This is a genomic window from Marilutibacter maris, from assembly GCF_003233695.1.
Lineage (GTDB): Bacteria > Pseudomonadota > Gammaproteobacteria > Xanthomonadales > Xanthomonadaceae > Marilutibacter > Marilutibacter maris.
Map to the genome: position 1 here is coordinate 3051279 of NZ_CP029843.1, position 25081 is coordinate 3076359.

At 70.7% G+C, this 25081-nt stretch carries 15 protein-coding genes; 9 read left to right on the plus strand and 6 right to left on the minus strand.

The features are described from left to right. The first annotated feature begins 51 nt into the window (after positions 1-51). Positions 52-2169, plus strand: coding sequence for a glycosyltransferase (locus C9I47_RS13570; protein ID WP_111267223.1), 2118 nt, complete (start codon positions 52-54; stop codon positions 2167-2169). On the opposite strand, the gene C9I47_RS13575 is transcribed toward C9I47_RS13570, so the two are convergent. Together C9I47_RS13575 and C9I47_RS13580 are read right to left on the minus strand one after the other, a co-directional pair. Further along, the gene (locus C9I47_RS13575; protein WP_111267224.1) at positions 2166-3776 is read right to left on the minus strand and encodes a hypothetical protein; all 1611 of its coding nucleotides are present in this window, start codon (positions 3774-3776) and stop codon (positions 2166-2168) included. The two genes, C9I47_RS13570 and C9I47_RS13575, sit on opposite strands and share 4 nt — an antisense overlap. A 64-nt stretch (positions 3777-3840) precedes the next feature. Beyond that, complete coding sequence (locus tag C9I47_RS13580; protein ID WP_223250142.1) at positions 3841-6012, minus strand: RelA/SpoT family protein; 2172 nt, start codon at positions 6010-6012, stop codon at positions 3841-3843. Positions 6013-6100: 88 nt separating this feature from the next. Here C9I47_RS13580 and C9I47_RS13585 point away from each other — a divergent pair, with 88 nt between their 5' ends. Next, positions 6101-6610: a hypothetical protein gene (locus tag C9I47_RS13585; RefSeq protein ID WP_111267226.1), complete on the plus strand. Its 510-nt coding sequence runs from the start codon at positions 6101-6103 to the stop codon at positions 6608-6610. A gap of 943 nt (positions 6611-7553) precedes the next feature. On the opposite strand, the gene C9I47_RS13590 is transcribed toward C9I47_RS13585, so the two are convergent. Further along, on the minus strand, positions 7554-11666 hold the full coding sequence (locus C9I47_RS13590; RefSeq protein ID WP_111267227.1) for a DUF3418 domain-containing protein: 4113 nt from the start codon (positions 11664-11666) through the stop codon (positions 7554-7556). Between the two features lie 81 nt (positions 11667-11747). Between C9I47_RS13590 and C9I47_RS13595 the strand changes: the two genes are divergently transcribed. After that, positions 11748-12305, plus strand: coding sequence for a Dps family protein (locus tag C9I47_RS13595; protein ID WP_111267228.1), 558 nt, complete (start codon positions 11748-11750; stop codon positions 12303-12305). A 665-nt stretch (positions 12306-12970) separates the two neighbouring features. Here C9I47_RS13595 and C9I47_RS13600 read toward each other — a convergent pair. Beyond that, on the minus strand, positions 12971-17149 hold the full coding sequence (locus tag C9I47_RS13600; protein WP_145985526.1) for a hypothetical protein: 4179 nt from the start codon (positions 17147-17149) through the stop codon (positions 12971-12973). 76 nt (positions 17150-17225) lie between these two features. On the opposite strand from C9I47_RS13600, the gene recQ reads away from it, so the two are divergent. From recQ to C9I47_RS13620, 4 genes are all read left to right on the plus strand, one after another. After that, positions 17226-19070, plus strand: a complete 1845-nt coding sequence (gene recQ / locus C9I47_RS13605; protein ID WP_111268146.1) for a DNA helicase RecQ — start codon at positions 17226-17228, stop codon at positions 19068-19070. Positions 19071-19137: 67 nt separating this feature from the next. Beyond that, on the plus strand, positions 19138-19770 hold the full coding sequence (locus C9I47_RS13610; protein ID WP_111267230.1) for an RNA polymerase sigma factor: 633 nt from the start codon (positions 19138-19140) through the stop codon (positions 19768-19770). Next, positions 19767-20342 (plus strand): hypothetical protein, encoded by a 576-nt coding sequence (locus C9I47_RS13615; protein WP_111267231.1) that lies wholly within the window; start codon positions 19767-19769, stop codon positions 20340-20342. The genes C9I47_RS13610 and C9I47_RS13615 overlap by 4 nt, the downstream gene beginning before the upstream one ends. 130 nt (positions 20343-20472) lie before the next feature. Next, the gene (locus C9I47_RS13620; protein WP_190238514.1) at positions 20473-21432 is read left to right on the plus strand and encodes a DUF4097 family beta strand repeat-containing protein; all 960 of its coding nucleotides are present in this window, start codon (positions 20473-20475) and stop codon (positions 21430-21432) included. A gap of 123 nt (positions 21433-21555) precedes the next feature. Here the strand turns inward: C9I47_RS13620 and C9I47_RS13625 are convergent, their stop codons facing one another. Next, positions 21556-22929 carry a cryptochrome/photolyase family protein gene (locus tag C9I47_RS13625; RefSeq protein WP_111267233.1) on the minus strand — a complete coding sequence of 458 codons (1374 nt, stop codon included), beginning with the start codon at positions 22927-22929 and terminating at the stop codon, positions 21556-21558. Positions 22930-23229: 300 nt separating this feature from the next. On the opposite strand from C9I47_RS13625, the gene C9I47_RS13630 reads away from it, so the two are divergent. Together C9I47_RS13630 and C9I47_RS13635 are read left to right on the plus strand one after the other, a co-directional pair. Then, the gene (locus tag C9I47_RS13630; RefSeq protein ID WP_111267234.1) at positions 23230-23535 is read left to right on the plus strand and encodes a cupin domain-containing protein; all 306 of its coding nucleotides are present in this window, start codon (positions 23230-23232) and stop codon (positions 23533-23535) included. Positions 23536-23587: 52 nt separating this feature from the next. After that, a complete protein-coding gene (locus C9I47_RS13635; protein WP_111267235.1) occupies positions 23588-23854 on the plus strand; it encodes a hypothetical protein in 267 nt (88 codons plus the stop codon). A gap of 480 nt (positions 23855-24334) precedes the next feature. Here C9I47_RS13635 and C9I47_RS13640 read toward each other — a convergent pair whose 3' ends face one another. Then, positions 24335-25075 carry a DUF5131 family protein gene (locus tag C9I47_RS13640; protein WP_111267236.1) on the minus strand — a complete coding sequence of 247 codons (741 nt, stop codon included), beginning with the start codon at positions 25073-25075 and terminating at the stop codon, positions 24335-24337. Between the last annotated feature and the right edge of the window lie 6 nt (positions 25076-25081).

The following is a 25081-nucleotide window of genomic DNA, read 5'->3' on the forward strand; positions in this document are numbered from 1 at the left end:
GTGCCGACCGCCCGATGGAGTTCCTTCAGCAATGCCAGACACCGTAGCCGCATGAGTCTCGCCCACCTCCGGTTCCTGATCGACCGGGCCACCGGGCTGGCCTGGCGCGGCCTGTCCAGCCTGCGTACCCGCGGATGGCGCGCCTCCTGGCAGCGGGTGCTCAAGCAGTTCCATCGGGTCCCCGCGCACCAGCGCCCGGCGCTGTTCCTGCCGGAGGCGACCCCGTGGCAACCGTTCGCGGTGCCGGCGTCGGTGCAGCCGCGGGCCAGCATCGTGATCCCGGTCTACAACCAGTTCGCCCACACCCTGGGCTGCCTGCGCGCGATCGCGGCGCATCCGCCGACCGCCCCGGTCGAGGTGATCGTCGTCGACGACGGCTCCAGCGACGAGACCGAAGCGGCGCTGACCCAGGTCGAGGGTCTGCGCTACCACCGCCGCGCCGCCAACGGCGGCTTCATCGCCGCCTGCAACGATGGCGCCGCACTGGCGACTGGCGACTACCTGGTGTTCCTCAACAACGACACCGTGCCCCAGCCGGGCTGGCTGGACGCGCTGCTGGAGACCTTCGACGCCCACCCCGGCACCGGCCTGGTCGGCGCGCAGCTGCTGTATCCGGATGGACGTCTACAGGAGGCGGGTGGGATCGTGTTTGCCGACGGCAGCGGCTGGAACTACGGTCGCTTCGAGTCCGCACTGGACCCGCGCTACGCCTTCCTGCGCGAGGCCGACTACATGTCCGGGGCCGCGGTGGCGTTGCCGCGCACGCTGTTCATCCAGCTCGGCGGCTTCGACCCGCGCTATGCGCCCGCCTACTACGAGGACACCGACCTGGCCTTCGCGGTCCGCCGCCACGGCCTGAAGTCCATCTATCAGCCGGCCGCCCGGGTGGTCCACGATGAGGGCACGACCTCCGGCACCGACACCAGCCAGGGACCGAAGGCCTACCAGGTCCGCAACCGCGGCATCTTCGCCGACAAATGGCGCGATGAACTGGCCGCTCAGTCGGTTCCCGGCACGGATCCGGACCAGGCGGCGCGCCCCCGCCGGCGCCGCAACGTGCTCGTCGTCGACGCGCTGACCCCGCAGCCGGACCGCGACTCGGGCTCGCTGCGACTGGTCAACCTGATGCGACTGCTGCGCGAGGAAGGCGCCCATGTCGTCTTCATGGCCGCCGACCAGCAGCATGCCGGCGCCGCCACCGTCGAGCTCCAGCAACTGGGGGTGGAGGTCTGGTACGCGCCGCATTCGGGCAGCTGGCCGACCTGGCTGCGCGAGCATGGACCGCGCTTCGACGCCGCCGTCGTCTGCCGCCATTACGTGATGCGCGAGATGCTGCCGCTGCTGCGACTGCACGCGCCACGGGCGCGCGTGGTGTTCGACAGCGTCGATCTGCACTATCTGCGCGAACGGCGCGGCGCCGAACTGGCCGCCGACCCGGCACTGGCACGCAGCGCCGAGCGGACCCGCGCCCTCGAACTGGATGTGATCGCGCGCAGCGACGCCACCCTGGTGGTCAGCGACGTGGAGCGGCGATTGCTGGCGAGCGACGCGCCCGACGCCCGGGTCGACATCCTCTCCAACCTGCACCGGCTGGCCGCGGCGGGTCCGGACTACGAAGCGCGCCAGGACCTGATGTTCGTCGGCGGCTTCCGCCATCCGCCCAATGTCGATGCGGTGCGCTGGTTCCTCGACGAGGTCTGGCCGAAGGTCCGCGCCAGCCTGCCGGAGCTGCGCTTCCACTGCATCGGCGCCGACGTGCCGGACCCGATCGCGACCCGGCATGGCCACGACGGCATCCACATCCACGGCCACGTGCCGGACCTGTCCCCGTACCTGGACGGCGCGCGGCTGGCGATCGCCCCGCTGCGGTTCGGCGCCGGGGTCAAGGGCAAGGTCAACCAGAGCATGGCGCACGGCCAGCCGGTGGTCGCTACCTCGTGCGCGGTGGAGGGCATGCATCTTCGCGACGGCGTCGATGTCCTGGTCGCCGACACCCCGGACGCCTTCGCCGACGCGATCGTGCGCGCCTATCGCGACGCCGGCCTGTGGCGACGCCTGGCCGCCAACGCCCGCGACAACGTCCAGCGCCACTTCTCCTTCGATGCCGGCCGCGAGGTGGTGCGCCGGGTATTGCTGGGCCGCGACGGAACCGCCCCGGGCGCGGACTAGTTGGCCGCGGTCGCCGCCTCCACCCGCCTGGCGAACGCATTCAGCCCCGCCACCGACGGATCCAGCGTGCGGGCCGCCTCCAGCGCCGCCCGCGCCGCGCCCAGCTCGCCCGCCCCCAGGCGCTCGTCGCCGACCGCGATCCAGCGTTGGGCCAATCGCCGCCGCTGATCGCGCAGCGTGTCCGGATCGGCGCCCAGCACTTCGCCGGCCTGCAGGCAGCGGCCGGCGCGCTGCAGGCGGTTGCCGCGCAGGGCGTCGCGATAGCACTGCTGCGAAGCCGGCAGCAGCCGCGCCGTGGCCCGCGCGATACGCGCGTCGTCCGGCGCCAGCGCGCGCGCCGCACGCAAGGCATCGAAGGCGCTCTCGCCCGGCGGCAGCAGCAGGTCGCCGCGCTCCTCGGCGGCCAGCGCCGAGCGCAGCAACCGGCTCACCCGCTGTTCGCGCTCGGCCGGCGTCATCGAACCGTCCACCGCCTGCAGACGCTGCCGGGACTGCCGCGCCTGCTGCAGCGAACGCTCCGCTTCGGCGATCGCCGGGGCCGCATCCGGTGCATCGGCGGCGGTGTCGCGGGCCTCGGCCAGCGCCGCCTCGGCCGCGTCGAAACGGAAATCGCGCGCCTCCCGGGTCGCCTGCGCGGCCTGGGCGCGCGCCACCGCCAGCAAGCCCTGGTGCGCTTCCATGTCGTAGCGCTCCACCGCCAGCACGCTCCGCCACAGCGTACGCGCCTGCTCCAGGCGGCCCCGGCCCAGCGCCGCCCGGGCACGCTCGCGGCGGCGCTCCAGCAGCCGGGCAAGTTCGGCGGTCGCGTCCGGCAACTCGGCGTGACCGGCGTCGAAGCCGCGTGCTTGCGCAATCAGCGCCCCGGCGGCGGCGAGCTCGTCGGCCCGCATGCGGTCCCAGGCGCGCTGCAGCATCGCGCTGATCGCATCCTCGCGCCCCTCCAGCGCCTCGGTACGGTTGGGCTGCACCGCCAACACCCGTCGGTACAGCGGCAACGCCGCATGGTCGTTGCCGCTGAGATCGCCCGCCTTCAGCGCCGAGGCCGCCGACACCAGCCATTGATCGACGTCGGCCCGCGCCGTTTCGCGGGCGCGCAGCTGAGCGGCCAACGCATCGGCGTCGGCCCGCGGCACCCCCAGCTCACGGGCCAGCGTCAACATGCGATAGGCATCATCGTAGCGCCCGGTATCCATCGCCATCCGCGCCTGCGCCAGCGCCTGCCGCGCGACCCGGGACAGGCCGGCGCGGGCCTCGATGCGATCGGGCTCCAGTGCCAGCGCGGCTTCGTACAACTCGCGCGCGCCGCTGCCGTCGGTCGCGGTCAGCCGCCCCTCGGACAAGGCCTGCTCGGCATCGGTGCGCAGCTGCTGGGCGCGGGTTTCGGGCCACAGGCGATCGGCCAGCGGCTGCCTGAACACCATCAGCGCGACGATCGCCAGCGCGATGCAGGCCAGCGCGCCCCACCAACGCCACGCCGGCGAGGATTGCCGTTGCCGGAGCGGGCGCCAATCATCGCCGGTCGCGGCGACATCGGCCCGATCCGGGGCCAGCGTCGGCTCGATCCGGCGGCGTCCCGGGCCCCTGCGCGCGTTGCGGTTCCTGTCCATGTGCGCCCCAGCATAATCGCTTGCCGTTGCATGCCGCGTGAGCCGGGCCTGGACGAAGCCGGACCTAGACCCGGCGCGCGTACTCCACGCCCGGCAGCGACGCCAGCTTGCCCAGCACGCTCGACAACTGGCCGAAGTCGGCGACCCGCAGGCGCAGGCGGATGCGCACGTGGGCGCGATCGCGCTCGAAGTCGCTGCGCATGTTGGTCACGTGCACATTGTCCTGCGCGACCAGGTTGGTGATGTCCTTGAGCAGCCACTTGCGATCGATCGCACGCAATTCGGCGTCGATCTCGTGGCTGCTGCCGGCCCGTCCCCATTCCACCGGCAGCACCCGCTGCGGCTGCTGCGCGGACAGGCGCAGGAAGGTCGCGCAGCCGGGGCGATGCACGCTGACGCCGCGACCGCGGGTCAGATAGCCGACGATCGCCTCGCCCGGCAGCGGCTGGCAGCAGCGTGCCAGCTGGGTCAACACGTTGCCGACGCCCTCGACGGTGAACTCGCTGGACCGCGCCGGCTGCCGCTGCGGCGCGGGCGCGGGCGCGCTCGCGACCGCGGGCGGCGCCGAGGCCCTGGGAGCCTCCTGCGCGCGCTCGTGTTCCAGCAGCACCCGGCCGATCTGGTGCGGACCCAGATCGCCCAGCGCGACCAGGATGTAGAGGTCGCTGTCGTGGGCGACGCTGAAGCGCTCGCGCGCCGGCGCCAGGTCGGCCCCGAGCAGGCCGAGCCGGCGCAGCTCCTTGTCCAGCAGTTCCTTGCCGGCCTGCTCGTTGCGGGCGCGGTCGAGCTTGTGGAACCAGGTGCGGACCTTCTGCCGCGAGCGGCTGCTGGCGAGGAAGCCGTTGGACTCGATCAGCCAGTCGCGGCGGGGCTCGCCGGTCTTCGCGGTCATGATCTCGACCCGGTCGCCGCTGCTGAGCTTGTGATCCAGCGGCACGATCCGGCCGTCGATCTTGGCCCCGCGGCAACGGTGCCCGACCTCGGTATGCACGTGATAGGCGAAATCCAGCGGCGTCGCCCCGGCCGGCAGATCGACCACCTCGCCCTTGGGCGTGAGCACGTAGACCCGGTCCTCGATCAGCTCGCTGTCGAGCTCGCCGGCCAGGATCGCCTCGTCGTCGCGGCCCTCCAGCAGCTTGCGCATCCACGCGATCTTGCGGTCGAACGCGGCGTCGGCGGCCTGGCTGCCGGACTCCTTGTACTTCCAGTGCGCGGCCACGCCCAGCTCGGCCTGGCGGTGCATCTCGTGGGTGCGGATCTGCACCTCAAGGGTCTTGCCTTCCGGTCCGATCACCGCGGTGTGCAGCGAGCGGTAGTCGTTGCGCTTGGGCCGGGCGATGTAGTCGTCGAACTCGGCCGGGACCGGCGCCCACTGCGCGTGCACCGCGCCCAGCGCGGCGTAGCAGGCGGCGACGTCGTCGACCATCACCCGCACCGCGCGCAGGTCGTAGAGCTCGCCGATCGGCACGTCCTTGCGCTGCATCTTCTTCCAGATGCTGTAGATGTGCTTGGGCCGGCCGGCGATTTCGGCACGGATGCCCTGCGCGGCCATCGCCTCGCGCAGGGTCTGCTTGACGCCCTCGATGTAGCGCTCACGATCCCCGCGCTTCTCATCCAGCAGGCGCGCGATCTGTTTGTAGGTGTCCGGCTCCAGGTAACGGAACGAAAGGTCTTCCAGTTCCCACTTCAACTGCCAGATGCCGAGCCGGTTGGCCAGCGGCGCATGGATGTCGCGGGTGAGGCGGGCCAGTTGACGCCGCTGTTCCGGGTCCAGCTCGGAGGCGTGCCGCATCCGCGCGAGTTGGCGCGCCAGCAGGATCGACACCACCCGCAGGTCGCGCACGATCGCCAGCAACAGCCGGCGCAGGCCCTCGGCGCTGCCGTGACCGGCCTGTTCGGCATGCAGCGCGCGTACCTGGGTCGCCGCCTGCTGCCCCTCCAGCAGCCCGAACACCGCCGGATGGCGCTGCTCGAACGCCTTGCCGAGCCTCCCGGGCAGGGCCGGATACTGGCGCAGCAGGGTCGCCATTACGGTGTCGCCATCGGCCCCCAGCCGACTCAGCGAGTCGAGCATGTCCAGCACCACCGGCAGCGGGTCGCGCGCGTCCGCGCCACCCTCGGGCGCGGCCAGCGCGTCGCGCAGCGATTCACGATCGCCGGCGTCGACGGCCTCCAGCGCCGGCGCATCGAGCAGCCGGGCCAGGTCGTCGGCGGGCGTTGGAGGGGACGCGTTCAAGAGGATCGGGGGGAGTGGCGTGGGGAGCGCGGACGTGATGGCGGCATTCGTGACGACTACACTAGCGCCAACTGCCTGGAGGAACACCATGATGCGCCCCCTGTCCTTTCGCACACTTGCCCTGTTCGGCTGCCTGGCCCTGAGTCCGCTGGCGTTGGCGCAGCAGCAGGCGACGAGCGACCAGCCGATCCAGCAACAGATGAGCGCCGAGGAATTCCGTGCCGCCGGCCTGGACAAGCTCGACGCCGAGGAGCTGGCCAGTCTGAACCGCTGGCTCGGCCGCAAGATCGAGGCCGAGACCGCGCTGGCCGCCGCCGCGGCCAAGAAGAAGGTCGAGGACGAGAACCGCGGCTTCCTGAGCTTCGGCTCCGAGGAGCCGGTGGTCGGCACCGTGACCAGCGAGTTCCGCGGCTTCGGCAAGGGCCGCCGCTACACCCTCGACAACGGCCAGGTCTGGGAGCAGGTCGACAGCGCCTCCCTGGTCGGCGTGCGCAATCGCAACCCACAGGTGACGATCCGCCCCAGCGTGGTCGGAACCGCCTGGTACATGTCGGTGGAGGGCTACAACACCCGCGCCAAGGTCAAGCGGGTGGAGTGACGGCTCCGGGAGGCTCCGGGCCGCGCCGGCGCGCTTCCACACCCCCATTCGCATCTGCGATTCGAATCGCCCCCTCTCTGCAGGGGGCCGGGGCCGTGCCATATCGCATCTCGTAGGAGCGGCGTAAGCCGCGATGGAGCTTTCATGGGAAGGCCCTCGCGGCTTACGCCGCTCCTACAGGGGGAACGATATCCGGCTGCGCCCGGATGTCTCCCAAAGTTTGCTTCGCAAACCTTGGGCCGCGCCGGCGCGCTTCCACACCGCCATTCGCGCCTGCGGCGCGAATCGCCCCCTGACTCAGGGGGGAACGATATCCGGCTGCGCCCGGATATCTCCCAAAGTTTGCTGCGCAAACCTTGGGCCCCGCCGTTACGCTTCCACACCCCCCATTCGTGCCTGCGGCACGAATCGCCCCCTGACTCAGGGGGGAACGATATCCGGCTGCGCCCGGATATCTCCCAAAGTTTGCTTCGCAAACCTTGGGCCCCACCGTTGCGCTTCCACACCCCCATTCGTGCCTGCGGCACGAATCGCCCCCTGACTCAGGGGGGAACGATATCCGGCTGCGCCCGGATATCTCCCAAAGTTTGCTGCGCAAACCTTGGGCCCCGCCGTTGCGCTTCCACACCCCCATTCGCGCCTTCGGCGCGAATCGCCCCCTGACTCAGGGGGAACGATATCCGGCTGCGCCCGGATATCTCCCAAAGTTTGCTGCGCAAACCTTGGGCCCCGCCGTTGCGCTTCCACACCCCCATTCGCGCCTTCGGCGCGAATCGCCCCCTGACTCAGGGGGGAACGATATCCGGCTGCGCCCGGATATCTCCCAAAGTTTGCTGCGCAAACCTTGGGCCCCGCCGTTGCGCTTCCACACCCCCATTCGTGCCTGCGGCACGAATCGCCCCCTGACTCAGGGGGCTGGGGCGTACCGTTGGGAGGTATACCGTTAGGAGCGGTCGAGTGACTGCAAGCGTTGCGCCAGCTTCTTCGGCGATACGCCGCCGCGGGTGCCCAATTCCTGCGCGAACAGCGATACCCGCAATTCCTCCAGATCGTGGGCGAAGGCCCGCCAGGCCGGATCGTCGGCACGGCCCTGCGTGCGCGCGGCGTCCAGTGCATCGACGAACGGCTTGAGCTCCAGCATCCGCGCCTGGTCGCGGGCGGGATCGCGCAGGGCGCGCTCGCCGCGCAGTGTCAGCGCCTTCAGATAACGCGGGTACTCGCGCAACGACTCGGCCGGCACATCGCGCAGGAAGCCCGGTGGCGCCAACGCGGCCAGGTGCGCGCGCATGTCGTCGAGATTGCCGCTGGCCCAGCCCATCAACGGCGACTCCAGCCCGGCGCGGACCTCGGCGACCGCGGCGAGGATGCCCTCGGCGCGCTTCAGGCGTTCGACCGCCTCCGGGAACAGGCCCTTGCCGACGGCGTCCAGACGCTCGGCGAACGCCTGCGGATCGCGGATCGTCCCCAGTCCATCGGACGACAGCGCCGCGAACGCGCCATCGACCAGGTCCGCGCGCAGGCGATCGCCGTCCTTGAGACCGTCGCTGCGCGGCGCCTGCGATTCGATCGCCGCGTACAACAGCCCTGTCTTCGGCGACACCGGCAACTGGCGGCGGGCCTGCCGCATCCGGTCCGCCAACGCCAGCGCCAGCAGCCGCCGCACGCCCGCCGGGTGCGCGGCCTCGGCGACCTCGCGCTCGGCATGCACGCGCAAGGACACGCTGTCGCCGTCGTCGTGCAGCGCCGGCCAGGCCGGCACCCCACCGGCGCCGGGCACCGACGCCGGAATCGACTGGTCCGGGAACGCGGTCAGACCGTCGCGGGCCAGGCCGTCGGCCGCGCGTGCGGCGAAGGCACGCGCGGCGCGCTCGCCGAAGCGCCGCTTCAGATCGTCCAGATCGCGCGACTCCGCCAACACCTTGCGGCCGTCCTTGTCGAGCAGCCGCAGGTTCATCCGCAGATGCGGCTCCAGCGCGGCCTCGTCGAAGTCCGTGGCGGCGACCTCGGCGCCGGTGAGCTTGTGCAGGAACCGCGCCAGCGCGCCGCCCAGGCTGTCGGCGACATCGCCGTCGGGATGGGCCTCGTGGAACGCGCGGGCGAAGTCGGGCGCCGGCACGAAATTGCGCCGTTGCGCCTTCGGCAGCGACTTGATCAGCGCGGTCGCCTTGTCCTCGACGAATCCCGGCGCCAGCCATCCCAGCCTTACCGGGTCGAGTGCGTTGAGCAGGTGCAACGGCACCGCCACAGTCATGCCGTCGTCGACCGCGCCCGGCTCGAAGCGGTATTTGACCGCCAATCGCGCATCGCCCAGCGAGATGTACGGCGGGAACCGCGCCGCGTCGCTTTCGTCGACGACCATCAGATCGTCCAGCGACCATTCCAGCCCGGCCTTGTCCACGGGCGACAGCTTGCGATACCAGGCATCCAGCGCCTGCGCGTTGTGCACGTCCGCCGGCAGCCGGTCGAGGTACCAGCGGGTCATCCAGTCCTCGTCGACGACCAGGCCGACGCGACGCTGCTTGGCCTCCTCCTCGCGCGCCTTCGCCAGGGTCGCGAGATTGCGGGCCAGGAACGCCGACCGGGTGTTGATCTCGCCGCTGACCAGGGCATCGCGGGCGAAGATCGCGCGGCTCTCCTCGGGGAACAGCGCGCCGTAGTGGATCGGCCGCTTCGGCGCCAGCACCAGTCCGAACAGGCTGATCTGCTCGCTGCCGACGACGCGGCCCTGCGAGCGCGCCCAGCGCGGGTCGTGCTGGCGCCGGGCCAGCAGGTGCGGCAACTCGGCGATGACCCAGTCCGGCTCGATCGCCGCATTGGTCAGGCCCCAGACCCGCTCGGTATCGAGCAGGGTCGCCGACAGCACCCACGGCGGCGGCTTGCGCGACAGCGGCGAGCCGGGAAACAACTGGAAACGGCGTCCGCGCGGCCCCTCGAACAGGCCGCGATCGCCACGATGCGCGACCTGGGTCGGCAAACCGGCGAGGATCGCCCGATGCAGGGTCGCATAGGTGGCCGTGTCGATCTCACCCCAGGCATCCCGCGGCCCGTCATCGCGCGGCTGGGCAGGCTCCGGGTCGCCGCGCCCGGCCACCCGTGGCTCGCGAGCGCTATCGCTCGCCCAGCCCATGTCCGCCGCCATCAGCTTCAGCTGGCGGTGCAGCTCGCGCCACTCGCGCATGCGCAGGAAGCCGAGGAAGTGCTTCTCGCACCACTTGCGCAGCCGCGACTGGGTCAGCTCCTGGTGCGCGTCCTCGTAGGCGGCCCACAGCTTGAGGATGCCGACGAACTCCGACTTCGGATCGGCAAACTGCGCATGCGCGGCATCGGCGGCCCCGCGCTGGTCGGCCGGCCGCTCACGCGGGTCCTGGATGCCGAGGAAGGAGGCGATCGCCAGCATCTCGCGCAGACAGCCGTGGGCCTGGGCGGCGACCAGCATCCGCGCCAGCTTCACGTCGACCGGCAGCCGCGACATCAGGCGCCCGGTCGCGGTCAGCCGGCGCGCCTCGTCGACCGCGCCCAGTTCGTTCAGCTGCTGCCAACCGTCGGCGATCGCGCGCGGCTCGGGCGGCTCCAGGAACGGGAAATCCTCGATGGTCCGTGCGATCCCCGATTCGCGCCTGGATGCGCGCTTGCGCGATCCCGGGCCTGCACCGTCGACATCGCCCAATCCCAGTGCCAGCATCCGCAGGATCACGCCGGCCAGCGCCGCGCGCAGGATCTCCGGGTCGGTATACAGCGGCCGCGACTGGAAATCGGCCTCCGAATACAGCCGGTAGCAGGTGCCCTCTGCGATGCGTCCGCAGCGGCCCTTGCGCTGGTTGGCGCTGGCCTGGCTGATCGGTTCGATATGCAGGCGGTCGAGCTTGCCGCGCTGGCTGTAGCGCTTGACCCGGGCCAGGCCCGGATCGATCACGTAACGGATCCGCGGCACCGTCAGCGAGGTCTCGGCGACATTGGTCGCCAGCACGATGCGCCGCTGCACGCCGGGATTGAACACCCGGTCCTGGTCGCGCACCGACAACCGCGCGTACAGCGGCAGGACCTCGGTGTCGCGGTACTTGCGGCGCTCCAGCGCGTGGTGGACGTCGCGGATCTCGCGCTCGCCGGGCAGGAACACCAGCACGTCGCCGCGCGGGTCCTGGCGGGTGATCTCGTCGCAGGCGGCGACGATCCCGTCGGTCACGCTGCGCTCGCCACGACGGCCGTCCTCGGCATCGCCCTCGCCTTCCAGCGGCCGGTAGCGCACCTCGACCGGGTAGGTGCGCCCCTCGACGTCGACCACCGGCGCATCGTCAAAATGGGCGGCGAAACGCGCGGTGTCGATGGTCGCCGAGGTCACGATGACCTTGAGGTCGCGACGCTTCTTCAGCAGCTGTTTCAGATAGCCGAGCAGGAAATCGATGTTGAGGCTGCGCTCGTGGGCCTCGTCGATCAGGATGGTGTCGTAGCGCGACAGCCAGCGGTCGGACTGGATCTCGGCCAGCAGGATGCCGTCGGTCATGAACTTGATCGCGGTCTGCTCGCCGACGTTCTCGTTGAAGCGGACCTGGTAACCGACCGCGCCGCCGAGCGGGACGTTCAACTCCTCGGCCACGCGCCGGGCGACCGCGCGCGCGGCGATCCGGCGCGGCTGGGTGCAGCCGATCATCCCGGCGCCGCCGCGCCCGGCCGCCAGGCACAGCTTCGGCAGCTGGGTGGTCTTGCCCGAGCCGGTCTCGCCGGCGATCACCACCACCGGGTGCCTGCGGATCAACTCGACGATACGCTCGGCCTCGCCGGCGATCGGCAGCGACGCTTCGACCGGCGCCCGCGGCAACGACGATTCACGCTTCTCGCGGTGTTCGATAGACGCCTTCAATGCCTCGGCGAACGCGGCCTCGGCCTTGGCGTCGGCGGGCTTGCCCTTCCAGCGCGACCACAGCCCGTGCAGGCGGCCGCGATCGCGGCTCAGCGCACGGTCGATCGCGCGGCGGGCGTCCTGCAACGCCTTGCCGGATGTGTCGTTGTCGCGCGCGCGTCGTGACGCGGCATTTGCATTCGGGTCGATAGACTCCATGTGGTTGGTAACGCGTCGACGCTTTTCCAGTCACGAATCGGGGCGACCATTGTCGCCGCAACGCCTCCCAGGAGAAACCGCATGGCCAAGTCCAAGTCCGCCAAGAAGCCCTCCAGCAAGACCGCCAAGCCGGCCGCATCGCCCGCCCCCGGCTCCGCGGCGCCGGCGATCGACATCGGCATCGGCAGCGGCGAGCGCAAGAAGATCGCCGACGGCCTGTCGCACTTCCTCGCCGACGCCTACACCCTGTACCTGAAGACCCACAACTTCCACTGGAACATCACCGGTCCAATGTTCAACTCGCTGCACGTGATGTTCGAGGGCCAGTACACCGAGCAGTGGGCCGCGCTGGACGAGGTCGCCGAGCGGATCCGCGCCCTGGGCTTCAACGCCCCGGGATCCTATGCCGAGTTCACCCGGCTGTCGTCGATTCCGGAGGAGCCGGGCCTGAGCGACGCCGCCGACTGGCGCGAGATGGTCCGTCAGCTGACCGTCGGCAACGAGGCGGTCTGCCGCACCGCGCGCAAGACCCTGAAGATCGCCGACAACGCCGGCGACGACCCGACCGTCGACCTGATGACCCAGCGCCTGCAGGTCCACGAGAAGACCGCCTGGATGCTGCGCTCGCTGCTGCAGTGACGTCGCCACGCTGCGCGTCTGGCGACCACGGGTTTCGCAGCGCGAAACCCGTGCACTGCACGATGCGCTTCCAATCCCCGCGCCTTTGGCGCGCCCCCTTGGCAGTGACGTCGCCGCGCTGCGCGTCTGGCGACCACGGGTTTCACGTCGCGAAACCCGTGCACTGCACGTTGCGCTTCCGATCCCCGCGCCTTTGGCGCGCCCCCTTACCAAGGGGGCTTTCCTCCAGACGCGCTCACGCCTGTTGAACAGGGTGAGCATAGCGAGTCATCTCGTCTTGCGGCCCTCGCTCTCAACTGCAGTGACGTCGCCACGCGGCGCGTCTGGCGACCACGGGTTTCGCAGCGCGAAACCCGTGCACTGCGCGATGCGCTTCCAATCCCCGCGCCTTTGGCGCGCCCCCTTACCAAGGGGGCTTTCCTCCAGACGCGCTCACGCCTGTTGAACAGGGTGAGCGTAGCGAGTCACCCAGTCCCTCAGATCTCGCTATGAAGTCGCCACTCGGCGCGTCTGGCGACCACGGGTTTCGCGTCGCGAAACCCGTGCACTGCGCGATGCGCCCTCCGATGCCCCCCGCCTTCGGTGCGCGGGGGCTTTCCTCAACAGGCGTTCCAGCCTGCGGAATGGGAGAGCCTCGCGACTCATCCCATCCCGGAGGTCGCCCCTCAGCCCTCTTCATCGGGCAACGCGGGCGGGGCGCTGGCGGTCTTCGGACGTGAGCGCCAATGGCCATCCCGGGTCCAGGCCTTGAAGCCCCAAGTGGCCCAGCGCAGCACCGCAACGGCCAGCCACAACGCCCAGGCCAGCATCGCGGCGCGGTACAGCCACAACGGAACGGTTATCGCCGAGCCCTGCGGCAGGACGTCGCTGCTCTGGTCGGCAAACCAGCGCAGAACATGGGCACTCGAACCGCTGCCGCGGATGTGCATGTCCGGCGTACCGAGCAGGCCGTAGGGAATCGCCGCCACCAGGGCCAGCACGGCGGCGACGGTCAGCGCCACCAGGCCGATCTGTACCAGGTTGAAGCCCACGCTACCGAGCGAGGCCGTATTGCGGTCGCGCCAGGCCACCGCGAACAGCCAGGCCACGACCACGAACAATGCGAGCCAGGAGAAGGTGGAGAAGCCGATTCCCAGCAGCAGCCATTCGTGCAGCTTCAACGGCGCCCAGCGCAGGCGGCTCAGGGCAAAGGCCACCAGCACGAGCACCAGCAGCTCGCCCCAGTACAGCACCGCCGGCCCCTGGCGCGGGCCACGGGTCAGCAGCACCCAACGGTCCTCCGGCAGGTTCAGCTGGAGATTGATGTTGGCGGCGGGCAGGCCCAGGTCGATCGCGGGTGTCGTGTTGCGCATGGCCACGCCATCGCCGTCGCGGAAGCGGATATCGAACCGCTGCACGCCCGGCCGCAGGGGCAGGCTCAGGCGACCGTCCTGCGGACGCAGATTGAGGCTTTCGCCGTCGCGCGTGACCGACAGCACCTCGGCGCTGGCCGGCAGAACGACGGTGTGATCGCCGCCCTGGCTGGCGCGCACGGTCAGGTCCAGCGCGTGTTCGCCGGCCCGCTGGCCGAACCTGCTCTGCAGTCGCAGTGCGTCGATGGCGCGAGTGGCGCCGGCGGCGGCGGTCGGGCGGGACACCGCGACCTTCAGCGTTTCTCCCGGCAACGGATGGAAGCGGAACACCTGCCAGTCGTCGTCGGCGTCCCCGGACCGGGGGGCGCTTTCGGGCACGCCTTCGAAATCCAGGTGCCACAGCGGGCTTGCGGTGATCTCCCAGACCTCGGCGTGATCGCTCAATGCCGGAGCGGTCAGGGTGAACACATCGGCCTTGTCCAGGCTGCCCTGCCACTGGGCGCTACCGGCGCCGTCGGGGACCGGCAATTCGACCTGGCCGGCGCGCACCTGCAGCCCGGCGGTGCCGACCTTCTCGCCCTCCAGCAATGGCAGCTTCACGGTGAAGCCGCCGGCCTGCGGGGCAAGCCGCTCCGCGACCGAGCGCAGTTGCCAGTCCAGCCCCAGGTCGAGATGGCGGGTCAGACGCACGTACGGCGGGAAGTCCTGCGCCCCCGGACGCCCGGGCCCGTCGCCCGCCTCCGGCCCCGCCTCGCGGCTGCGGGTCAGCGTCAGGCTGCCGGCGGGAAGGCGGTTTTCGCTGATGCCACCGGCCTGCCAGCCGATGCCCTCGAACTCGATACGCGCCGGCGGCAGCGGGAACGCGAGCACGACCTTGTCGGCCACCGCGCGGGCCTCGATCCCGACCCGGTGCACGCCACGTTCCAGCACGACCCAACGTCGCCCCTGCGCCTGCAGCACGCCGTCGGCCTCGACGCCGTCCACGCGCAGGTCCAGCGGAGACAGGCCGGCGTCGTCCGCGGGCAGCGGCACGAACACTCGGGTGGCCGCGTGCACGTCGAGGGCGATGCGCACGTCGTCGCGGTCGGCGCGCACGTTCACCGCCGCGATCGTGGCGCAGTCCGGCGCACAGTCCGGCAGGCGGGTCAGGCGGTTCTTCAGCTCGCCGAGCAGTTCCGTCGATGGCATCGATGCCTGCGCGTGGGCCGGCGCGGACAGCATGGGGCCGGTCAGCGCCAGCGCCGCAAGCGCGGCCGCCGCCGGCCGCAGCGGCGGCCAGCGCAGGCGGATGCCGAGCGCGCGCAGGGCCAGCAGGGCCAGCAACGCAACCGCCAGCACGCGCAGCAGGCGGGTCAGCCACGGCGGCGAGATCAACAGGCGCACGGTCTGGTCCTCGGTGATCGGACCGCTCCAGTGCAACTGATAGCTGTGGCCCCCCTGCCAACTGGGCAGGCCGCGGCCGGTCTGGACCACGGTGCCCTGGGTGTAGCGGTCGAGCACATCGGCACGCTTGATGCGGCTGCCGGTGACCATGACCTTGTCGAGCCCGGCCCCCTGCACGGAGGAACTCCTTGCCTGCATGTCGACCGGCGACGGGTCGTCGAGCACCACTGCCGGTACCGCCGGCGGTGGCGGAAGCTCCATGTGCGCGGGCGCCTCCGCCAGTACCGCGGCATCGGCCGCTTCCGCGTACCCCTCGGCATCGGTCGCCTGCAGCGCCACGGTCTTGCCCAACCCGCCGCCCAGCCCCGACATCGACGCCGCGCCTTCCAGCTGCGGGTGCAGGGCCATGCGCAGTTGCGCCGACACGAACGGCAGCGCAAACATCACCAGCACCACCAGCGCCGCGCGCCGCGTCCATTCCCCGAGCTTGTGCAGGCGTCCGGCCGGCAGCGCCCGCACCACCAGGCCCAGCGCCAGCACCAGCCCAAGGCTCAGGATCGGCGCGCCGCGCTCGTGATACGCCAGCAGCAGGTAGACCACCGCCAACCCCGCGCCGGTCCAGCCGAACGAGCGCCAGGACAGCAACGCGATCACCGCGGCGACGAACACGTCCAGCAAGGTCCAGCGCGACATCCAGCTGCCGTCGGCACGGTCCGCGCCGGGAGCGGCGAACAGGCGATAGCCGTAGGGCAGATGCACGGTACTGTCGACCGCATCGAAATTCTGTCGCCAACCGCTGACCGGCCGTTCCCCGCCGCCCGGCTGCAGACGCAGGCCGGCATCGAGATCCACCCTCGGCGTCCGCCACTCGACACCGCCCGCGAGCGCCTCGTCCAGGCGGGTCACCAGCAGCGGCGCCTGCTCGACCAGCGACTGCGCGCGCTCCAGGGTATAGGGCGCGGCCGCCTCCAGCCGCCAGTCGCGGCGCATCTCGCCTTCGATGCGATCGCGCAGGGTCCAGCCGCCCCCCGCAAAGTCCAGCCAGGCCTCGCGCCGCAGGTTCAGACGGTTGCCCTCGTTGGCGGCGATGCCGCGAGCGCGCTCTTCCACGGTGAGCGTCTGCGACGGCTCCAGCGCGAACGCCGGCAGTGCGCGCCAGTCGTCCGGGACGCCGGCGCTGTCGGGATCGACCTGCACCGGACCGCTGGCACTGGTCGAGCGCAGTGCCGGTGCCGCCTCGTAGCTCCAGACTTCCTGGCTCGGCCATGGCGCTCCGGCCGCGGCTGGCGCCGCCGATTGCAACGGCTGCAGCGCCCGGGCGCGCAGCACCAGCTCGGCGTGTTCGGGCTGCACCTGCACGCGTAGACGGCCATCGGACTCCAGTCGCGCCGGCCAGTCGCCGTCCAGCGTCAGCGGCGCGAACCCGGCCGGCAGCACCGGCCCGATCAATTCTTCCCGCGCCTGCCCCGCACCGGCCAGGAATATCCGCGTTTCCAGTTCCGCGGGCAGACCGTCGCCGAGCCTGCGGTAGACACGCACGTCCAGCGCATCGGCTTCCGGCGCGGTGGCCTCGCCACGTCCCAGCACCAGATGGTCGCCGTCGCGTTGCAGGGGCCGGACCGACTGCCCATCCACCTGCAGCTCGACCAGGCTGACCGCGGCCGGCAGCGCCAGTGCCTGCGGCCGCCGCGACCACGGAATGCGCCCGCGCAGCTCGTAACGACCGGGGTCCAGCCACACGCCCGGCCGACCCGCTTGCCTGACCACCGGCACCGCATTGCCGTTGGCGCTCACCTGCTGCGGCCAGTGCTGGGCATCTCCCGGAAGCCCGGTCCAACCGCGCTGGTGGACCGTGTAGCGCAACGCGAACGTGGCGCCCGTGGCGTCGGCCTGCACACGCAGCACTCCTGGCCAGACACAGATGCGCTGGCCGCCGGCGCTGCCGGCACCCGTCAGCAGCGGACAGTCGACCCCGGGCGCATCGTGCAGCACCCATTCGCGCCACGGCTCCAGCGGCGCCGGCACCTCCGTCTGCCGGGCGTGGGCGGTCAGCGCGCACGACAACGACAACGCGACGAGAAACCAGCAGATCAAGGTTCTGCGAATCACGGCTCGACTCCCTTACAAGCACGATGGCGGCAACGATACAACGGCCGGTTGCCCGCGGTGGGGTTAACCTATGCGCATGGAGAATGCCGCGCTCGACCTGCTTCGCACCGTTTTTGGACACGCCGACTTCCGTGGCGAGCAGGCCGAGATCGTCGAGCACGTCGCCGACGGCGGCGATGCGCTGGTGCTGATGCCGACCGGTGGCGGAAAGTCGCTGTGCTACCAATTGCCGGCGATGCTGCGCGACGGCTGCGCGATCGTGGTCTCGCCGCTGATCGCGCTGATGCAGGACCAGGTCGAGGCCCTGCACCAGCAAGGGGTGCGCGCGGCCTGCCTGAACTCGACCCTGGACGCCGAAACCGCGGCGAAGATCGAGCGCGAATGGCTCGACGGCGACCTCGACCTGCTCTACGTCGCCCCCGAGCGCCTGCTCGGCGGACGCATGCTGGGGCTGATCGAGCGCGCCCACGCGCGCGGCCAGGTCGCCCTGTTCGCGATCGACGAGGCCCATTGCGTATCGCAGTGGGGCCACGACTTCCGCCCCGAGTACCGCCAGCTGACCGTGCTGCACGAGCGCTGGCCCGACGTGCCGCGGATCGCGCTGACCGCGACCGCCGACGCACCGACCCGGCGCGAGATCGTCGAACGGCTGGCGCTGGACGACGCCCGCCAGTTCGTCAGCTCGTTCGACCGTCCCAACATCCGCTACACCGTCGTCCACAAGGACGGCGGCGGCATCCGCCAGCTGCTGGACTTCCTGCGCCGCCACGACGGCGAGAGCGGCATCGTCTACGCGTTCTCGCGCCGCCGCGTCGAGACCGTGGCCGAACAACTGGTCGAGGCCGGCATCCACGCCCTGCCCTACCACGCCGGCCTGCCGGCGGAGACCCGCGCCGCCAACCAGCGCCATTTCCTGCAGGCCGACGGCGTGGTGATGGTGGCGACGATCGCCTTCGGCATGGGCATCGACAAGCCCGACGTGCGCTTCGTCGCCCACATCGACCTGCCCAAGTCGATCGAGGGCTACTACCAGGAGACCGGTCGCGCCGGCCGCGACGGCGCCGCCGCCGAGGCCTGGATGAGCTACGGGCTCGGCGATGTGGTCAACCTGCGCGCCTTGATCGACCAGGGCGAGGCCAGCGACGAGCGCAAGCAGCTCGAACGCGGCAAGCTCGACGCCCTGCTCGGCTATTGCGAGACCACCCAGTGCCGCCGCCGCAACCTGCTGGCCTGGTTCGGCGAGCACTACGAGGTCGGCAAGGCCGGCTGTGGCGGCTGCGACAACTGCCTGGAGCCGCCGGAGACCTGGGACGGCACCGTCGCCGCGCGCAAGGCGCTGTCGGCGGTCTACCGCAGCGGTCAGCGCTTCGGCGCCGGCCACGTGATCGACATACTCACCGGCAAGACCACCGACAAGGTGAGCCAGTACGGCCACGACCGGCTCAGTACCTGGGCGATCGGCAGCGATCTCGACGCCCGCCAATGGCGCGGGGTATTCCGCCAGCTGCTCGCCGCCGGCCTGCTGGAGGCCGACGCCGAGCGCTACAACGCGTTGCGGCTGACCGCGACGGCCGGACCGGTGCTGCGCGGCGAGCAGTCGCTGTCGTTCCGGCGCGAGCCCGAGCCGCGCTCCCGTCGCGGCCGGCGCGGCAGCTCGTCGATGCTGGAGGCCGAACTCGACAGCGATGCGCTGGCCCGCTTCCGGGCATTGCGGGAATGGCGCTCGGAGCTGGCTCGCGAGCAGAGCGTGCCCGCCTACGTGATCTTCCACGACAGCACCCTGCGCGCGATCGCCGAGGCCGACCCGAGCGACGCCCGCGACCTGGCCGGAATCCCCGGGATCGGCGAACGCAAGCTCGAGCGCTACGGCGACGACCTGCTCGACCACCTGGCCCGCTCCGCGCCCGGCTCCGCCGCCTGAACGGCCGGCCCGGCGCTCCGTCGCCGGCGCTTTAAACCCCCGGCCGGCAGCCGGCATCCGAGTGAGTATGCTGAACGCCGTGGCCGAACAACCCGACATCGCCGAGCCCGACGGCGCGCCCCGCGGCGCCGAGGGCGAGCAGGAAGCCGCCTGGGTGCAGGCGGCCGCGCGTGGCGATACCGGCGCGTTCGGCAGGCTCTACCAGCGCCATGCCGGCCGGGTCCACGGCGTCATCGGCCGCCTGGTCGGCCACCACGGCACCCGTGCCGAGGACCTCACCCAGGAGGCCTTCGTGCGGGCCTGGCAGGCGCTGCCGGCGTTCCGGTTCGAGTCCGCCTTCTCGACCTGGCTGCACCGGCTGGCGGTCAATACCGCGCTGATGGACCTGCGCAGCCAGCGCAGCCGGCCGCAGCACGAAGGCGACGACGACGCCCTCGACATGCTCGGGCAAGCCGATTCGGCCGGGCACTCGACGGCGCTGTCGATGGACCTGGAACGCGCGGTCGCCAGCCTGCCGCCGCGGGCCCGGATGGTGCTGGTGCTGTACGACGTGGAAGGCTGGAAACACGAGGAGATCGCCGCCCAACTCGGGATGGCGGTCGGCAGTTCCAAGGCCCAGTTGCATCGCGCCCGCATGCTGTTGCGCGAGCGCCTGGGCGAACAGGCCTGGCTTGCCGCCGGGCCGGGAGACTCACGATGAACGACCCGTCCGACAACGACGACCTGCGGCACGGCGACGGCAAGCACGCGCCGCTGCCCGACAGCCTGCGCTGGCAGTTGCGCGCGATGCGCCGCGACCAGCCGCCCGCGCGCGACCTGTGGCCGGACATCGCCGCGCGGCTGCCGCCACGCGATGCGGTCGCGCCGTCGCGCCGTCCGGCACGCTGGCTGGCGCCGGTGGCGATGGCAGCCAGCCTGTTGCTGGTGGTCGGGGTGCTGGGCTGGAACGGCACGCTGAGGCCGGCCGGCAGCCCGCCGCCGCTGGCCGCGACCGGGCCGGCGCCGGCGATCGAACCGGCCACGGTGCAGGCACCGTCGAAGCTGGCCCTGGAGACCGCCGGCATGGCGCGGCAGTACCAGGCCGCGTTCGACCAGCTCGGCGCGGTGCCGGCCGACAGCAGCCTGCACCCGGCGCTGGCCGAGCTCGACCGCAATGCCGAGCTGATCCTGCAGGCCCTGTCCGAACAACCCGACTCGCGGCTGCTGCTCGAACGCCTGCACCGCACCTACGCCCGCCGCCTCGCGCTCAGCCAGCGCCTGGTCCATTCGTGAGTGCGCCGCCATGACCCGAACCCCGCCATCGACCGATTCCGCCCGATCCAGCTCCCGCGTCCCTGGTTTCGACATTCCACGTTCCGACATTCCACGTTTCGACGTTTCACGCGACCTTTCCGGAGGCCCCATGTCCGCTCACCCCACGCTCCGTCGCAATCCCGCGCGTCCGGCCCGGATCGCGGCCCCCGCGCTCGCCATCGGCCTGCTCGCCGCCCTCGCCCTGCCGTTGCAGGCGGCGACCCCGATCGACGTGGGCCGCCCACTGGACCCGCGCGGCCGGCTGGAGATCGACAACCTCAAGGGCAGCATCGACGTGCGCGCCTGGGACCGGCCCGAGGTCAGGATCACCGGCAACCTCGGCGACGGCGTCGAGAAGCTGGAGATCAGCGGCGACCGCAGCAGCCTCAGCGTCAAGGTGAAGTACCCCAACCGTGGCAGCGGTCTGGGCTTCTTCACCGTCAGCGACCGCACCGAGCCGACCGAGCTGGTGCTGATGGTGCCGCTGCGGGCCGATCTCGACATCGACTCGGTGTCGGCCCGCATCAAGGTCGTCGGTGTCGCGCCGTCGGAACTGTCGATCAACACCGTCAGCGGCGATGTCGATGTCGCCGGCGCCCCGGACGAGATCGAGGTCGATGCGGTCAGCGGCGACCTCAAACTGGTGGTCAACAGCCGCAACGTCGACGCCGAGACGGTCAGCGGCGAGATCGACCTGCAGGGCCGGCTGACCGACGAGGTGTCGGTGGAGACCGTGTCCGGCGATGCCCACGTGCGCGTGCTCGAATCCAGCCTGCGCCGCTACTCTGGCGCCAGCGTGTCCGGCGACCTCAGCCTGCGCACCGGCCTGGCCGGCAATGGCCGGATCAAGATGGAAACGGTCAGCGGTGATGTCGATCTGTACCTGCCGCGCGACCTCTCCGCCAACGTCCACGGCGAGAGCTTCAGCGGCAGCCTGCGCGCGCCTGGCGCAACCATCGACCGCCCCCGCCACGGCCCCGGCGCCAGCTTCGAGCACCGCTACGGCAATGGCGACGGCGACGTGTCGATCGAGACGTTCTCCGGCGACGCGAACCTGCATCTGGACTGAGTCTCGCGGCGACCCGAAGCGCCGGGACTCGGCCCGAACGGGCCACTGCAGATCGCGCGCCCCGAATGGCTGCCCACGGGTAGCCATTCGTTTCCGATCAGGCGTCCGGCACTGCGTCCGCGCTCAGTCGCTGGCCCGGGCCAGGCGTTGCAGCGCTTCGGCGCGACCCTCCGCCAGATCGACGATCGGCCGCGACGGATAGCCGCGCGGCGCCCCGCCCTTCTCCCATGGCGCATGGATCCGGTCGTCGTCCAGCCGCCGCAGTTCCGGCAGCCAGCGCCGCAAGTAAACGCCTTCGGGATCGAAGCGCCGCGACTGGGTGACCGGGTTGAAGACCCGGTGATACGGCGCCGCGTCCACGCCGCTGCCCGCCACCCACTGCCAGCCCAGGGTGTTGTTGGCCAGGTCGGCGTCGACCAGGGTGTGCATGAACCAGGCCGCCCCGCTCGCCCAGTGGATGCCGATGTGCTTGCTCAGATAGGAGGCGACCACCATCCGCACCCGGTTGTGCATCCAGCCTTCGTGCCATAGCTGGCGCATGCCGGCATCGACCAGCGGCACCCCGGTGCGACCGCGCCGCCACGCCTCCAGTGCGGCCTCGTCGCGTCGCCAGGCGATGCCGTCGAAGCGCGGGTTGAAGTTGTCGGTGGTGCTGTGCGGCCAGTGGTTGAGCACGTAGTAGCCGAACTCGCGCCAGCCCAGCTCGGCGACGAACTTGTCGGTGCCGGGGCCGCCACGGCGCAGCGCCGCGTCGAGGGCGCGGGCCGGGCTGATCTCGCCGAAGTGCAGGTGCGGCGACAGCCGCGAGGTGGCATCGATGGCCGGACGGTCGCGCTGCCCGGGGTAGTCGTCGAGGTGTTCGAGGAAGCGCTCCAGGCGCTGCTGCGCGGCCCGCTCGCCGGGTGTCCAGGTCTCCCAGAAGCCGCGATCCCAGTCCGGCGCGGGCGCGGCGAGGGTCGCCTGCAACCGCTGCATTCCCTCCGGAAGCCCGAAGCAGGCCAGCCGCCGCGGCGCCGCGCGCGGACGGTATCGCCAGCCCGGCCGCGCCGCCTTCAGGAACGGCGTGAACACCCGGTACGGCGTCGACACCTTGCTCAGCACCATCTCCGGATCGGTCATCAGCCGTCCGGCCGAGCGCCGCAACACGACGCCGCCGCGCGCGAGCGCCCTGGCCAGACGCGCATCGCGGGCATCGGCATCGGGTTCGTGCAGCGCCGAGACATGCACCGCCTCCGCGCCGGTCGCCGCGGCCAGCGCCGGGATCACCTGTTCGGCGTCGCCGGCCAGCACGTGCAGGCGCCCGCCGATGCGCGCGACATCCACCGCCAGCGCGTCCAGCGAACGCCGCAGCCAGGCGCGACTGGCGTCGAACCCGGCGTCGGCGGCCTCGTCGACGTAGACCAGCAGCAGCGCATCGTGCGAGCGGCAGGCGCGCTCCAGCGCCGGATTGTCGGCCAGGCGCAGATCGCGCCGGAACCAGAAGAGGCCTCGACTCATGCGGCGAGTATCGCCCGCGGCGGCCGGGGGGCGTCAATGCCGCGGATCGCATGCGTGAGTCGACCCCGTGAGGGCTGCTCAAACAGCAGACAAAAACAGCGGACAAACGCCAGGAGGCCACCCACCCCGACGATGCGGCCGGAGTCGACCATGTCCCACTTGTAAGCCTGCCCCTGCAGCCCTAAGATCGCGCGGCAGCAAGGGGATGGCGCACCGATCGATGCGCCGTTTTTCAGTCGTACCAGCGGAGTCTGACATCCGGTCATCAGGCTGTCATGCGCCACAAGGCGGTCACCTACGATGTCCAATCGCACCAACCTCATCGAGCTGGCGTCTTCACTGCCTCAAGCCTGGCGCTCGCACATCGTCGGCGAAGCCGCTGGCGCCAACTTCAAGGTCGTTCGCATGGACGGCAATGCCTACCCGAACGAGCAGCACCCGTTCAACGAAGCCCTGCTTGTCATCGAAGGGCAGATCAACCTGGAGCTCGACGGAGACATCGTGCAGGTGCGCTCCGGAGAGGTCGTCATCGTTCCCGCCGGAACCCCGCATGCGGTCTCGGAAGGCAGCCACGGCACGCTGGTGATCATCGACAGTGCCGCCTGACAGGCCATTCAAGCCGATGCCCGGCTTGCTTGGTTCCGGCGTTGGGTCACAGATGATCTACTTCGCAACCTCACGAGAGAGCTACGATCGACTGGCCGCATCTGCCGTTTGGCCGCCCGCCACCCTGTGGGTGTCGCTCGGCGTCCTGGCGCCCTCCGAGCTCGCCGCATTGCGTGCGATGGGCATGACCGTCACGGATTTCACCCATTCCGTCGATCCAGACGATGCGGACGAAATGGCAGAAGCGCTCGCTACCATCCGGGAACATCATCCCGGACAGGCCGTGTGGGCGGATGGCTCGATTGCGACCTGGCAGTGATCTCTCGGCAAGTTGTTCATCCGGAGTGGTCCACCGGAAGACTGGAGGTGCGAATCGGCCAGCACCCCGGGAGTCCCGGATGAACCTGCATGAACATGCCCGCTCAGCCCTCGCGGTCGAGCCCTTGGGTCGACGTCCGGCCAACCGTCGCTGCGCTTGATACCGTGCAGGCGGAAGCGATCCATCTGTCGCGAGTACGCGCCACGTCGAGACATTCTTCGCCCCGCGCACGGAGATGGGAAGCGGATTCCGGGCAGGATTCCCGGGAATCCCGGCAGCCATTGAACCCCAAGCCTGTGGATTCCACGGTGATGGTGGGTCGTGTTGGATTCGAACCAACGACCAGCGGATTAAAAGGCAACAGCAGTTTGCCCTGCGATCAGGGCGTTGGCTGCAGCTGAATTACGGACCGGAGGCGTGGAACCGCTGCGCCGCAAGGGCCCGGCTCCCGGAACTACGGAGCCTCGGACGCGCTGACAGCTAGGCCAGCGCAGGCATGGCGTCGTAGGTCCGGCCATCCAACAGTCGCCCGTTCTCCTTCTTGGAGCGCTTGACCCCGTCAGCCCCGAAGGCGCCCCACTGTTTGAAGAAGAAGCGCACGCCCTGCGCACGGCATTGGCGGCGGACCGAGCGAACCCAGGCAGCCTTCATCGGGCGAGCGCCATGGCCGGACTCGCCTCCGACGATGACCCAGTGGATGCCGGCGAGGTCTAGCTCGCCGACATCCTCGAGCAACGGCTCCACGCTCAGGAACCGAACCGCGGCAGGCACCGCCCTAAGATGCTCGATCCGAGGAACGCCGTGGCGCTTGTTCTCGACGGACACGCCGATCCACACGTTCGGGGGGACCTCGCGCCCCTGCGTATAGACGGCCACCCGCTCGGCACGCTTCGTCAGCACCTGGAAGGTGTGCTGCGACGCCCTTTCCATGACGTCGAAGACCTGGTCGATGAAGCCGTCGGGTACGTCGGTGTGGAAAAGGTCGCTCATCGAGTTCACGAAGTAGACCGTGGGCTGCTTGCGACGCAGCGGTTCATCGAGCCTCATCGGCAACACGCGAACCTTCTTGAAGCCGTGCTCATAGCCCGGCACGCCGATCGCCTGCAGGCGGCGCGCCATCACTTCCGCGTAGCAGTGCTTGCAACCGGCAGAGAGCTTCGTGCACCCGACGACCGGGTTCCAGGTGCTCTCGGTCCATTCAATCCGCGAGCGTGTTGTCATGACAGC

Coding starts and splice junctions, on each gene's coding strand:
- C9I47_RS13610 (WP_111267230.1), top strand. CDS start 19,138: ATGCTGAACGCCGTGGCCGAACAACCCGACATCGCCGAGCCCGACGGC.
- C9I47_RS13635 (WP_111267235.1), top strand. CDS start 23,588: ATGATCTACTTCGCAACCTCACGAGAGAGCTACGATCGACTGGCCGCA.
- C9I47_RS13615 (WP_111267231.1), top strand. CDS start 19,767: ATGAACGACCCGTCCGACAACGACGACCTGCGGCACGGCGACGGCAAG.
- C9I47_RS13595 (WP_111267228.1), top strand. CDS start 11,748: ATGGCCAAGTCCAAGTCCGCCAAGAAGCCCTCCAGCAAGACCGCCAAG.
- C9I47_RS13590 (WP_111267227.1), bottom strand. CDS start 11,666: ATGGAGTCTATCGACCCGAATGCAAATGCCGCGTCACGACGCGCGCGC.
- C9I47_RS13585 (WP_111267226.1), top strand. CDS start 6,101: ATGATGCGCCCCCTGTCCTTTCGCACACTTGCCCTGTTCGGCTGCCTG.
- C9I47_RS13575 (WP_111267224.1), bottom strand. CDS start 3,776: ATGGACAGGAACCGCAACGCGCGCAGGGGCCCGGGACGCCGCCGGATC.
- C9I47_RS13620 (WP_190238514.1), top strand. CDS start 20,473: ATGTCCGCTCACCCCACGCTCCGTCGCAATCCCGCGCGTCCGGCCCGG.
- C9I47_RS13625 (WP_111267233.1), bottom strand. CDS start 22,929: ATGAGTCGAGGCCTCTTCTGGTTCCGGCGCGATCTGCGCCTGGCCGAC.
- recQ (WP_111268146.1), top strand. CDS start 17,226: ATGGAGAATGCCGCGCTCGACCTGCTTCGCACCGTTTTTGGACACGCC.
- C9I47_RS13640 (WP_111267236.1), bottom strand. CDS start 25,075: ATGACAACACGCTCGCGGATTGAATGGACCGAGAGCACCTGGAACCCG.
- C9I47_RS13630 (WP_111267234.1), top strand. CDS start 23,230: ATGTCCAATCGCACCAACCTCATCGAGCTGGCGTCTTCACTGCCTCAA.
- C9I47_RS13570 (WP_111267223.1), top strand. CDS start 52: ATGAGTCTCGCCCACCTCCGGTTCCTGATCGACCGGGCCACCGGGCTG.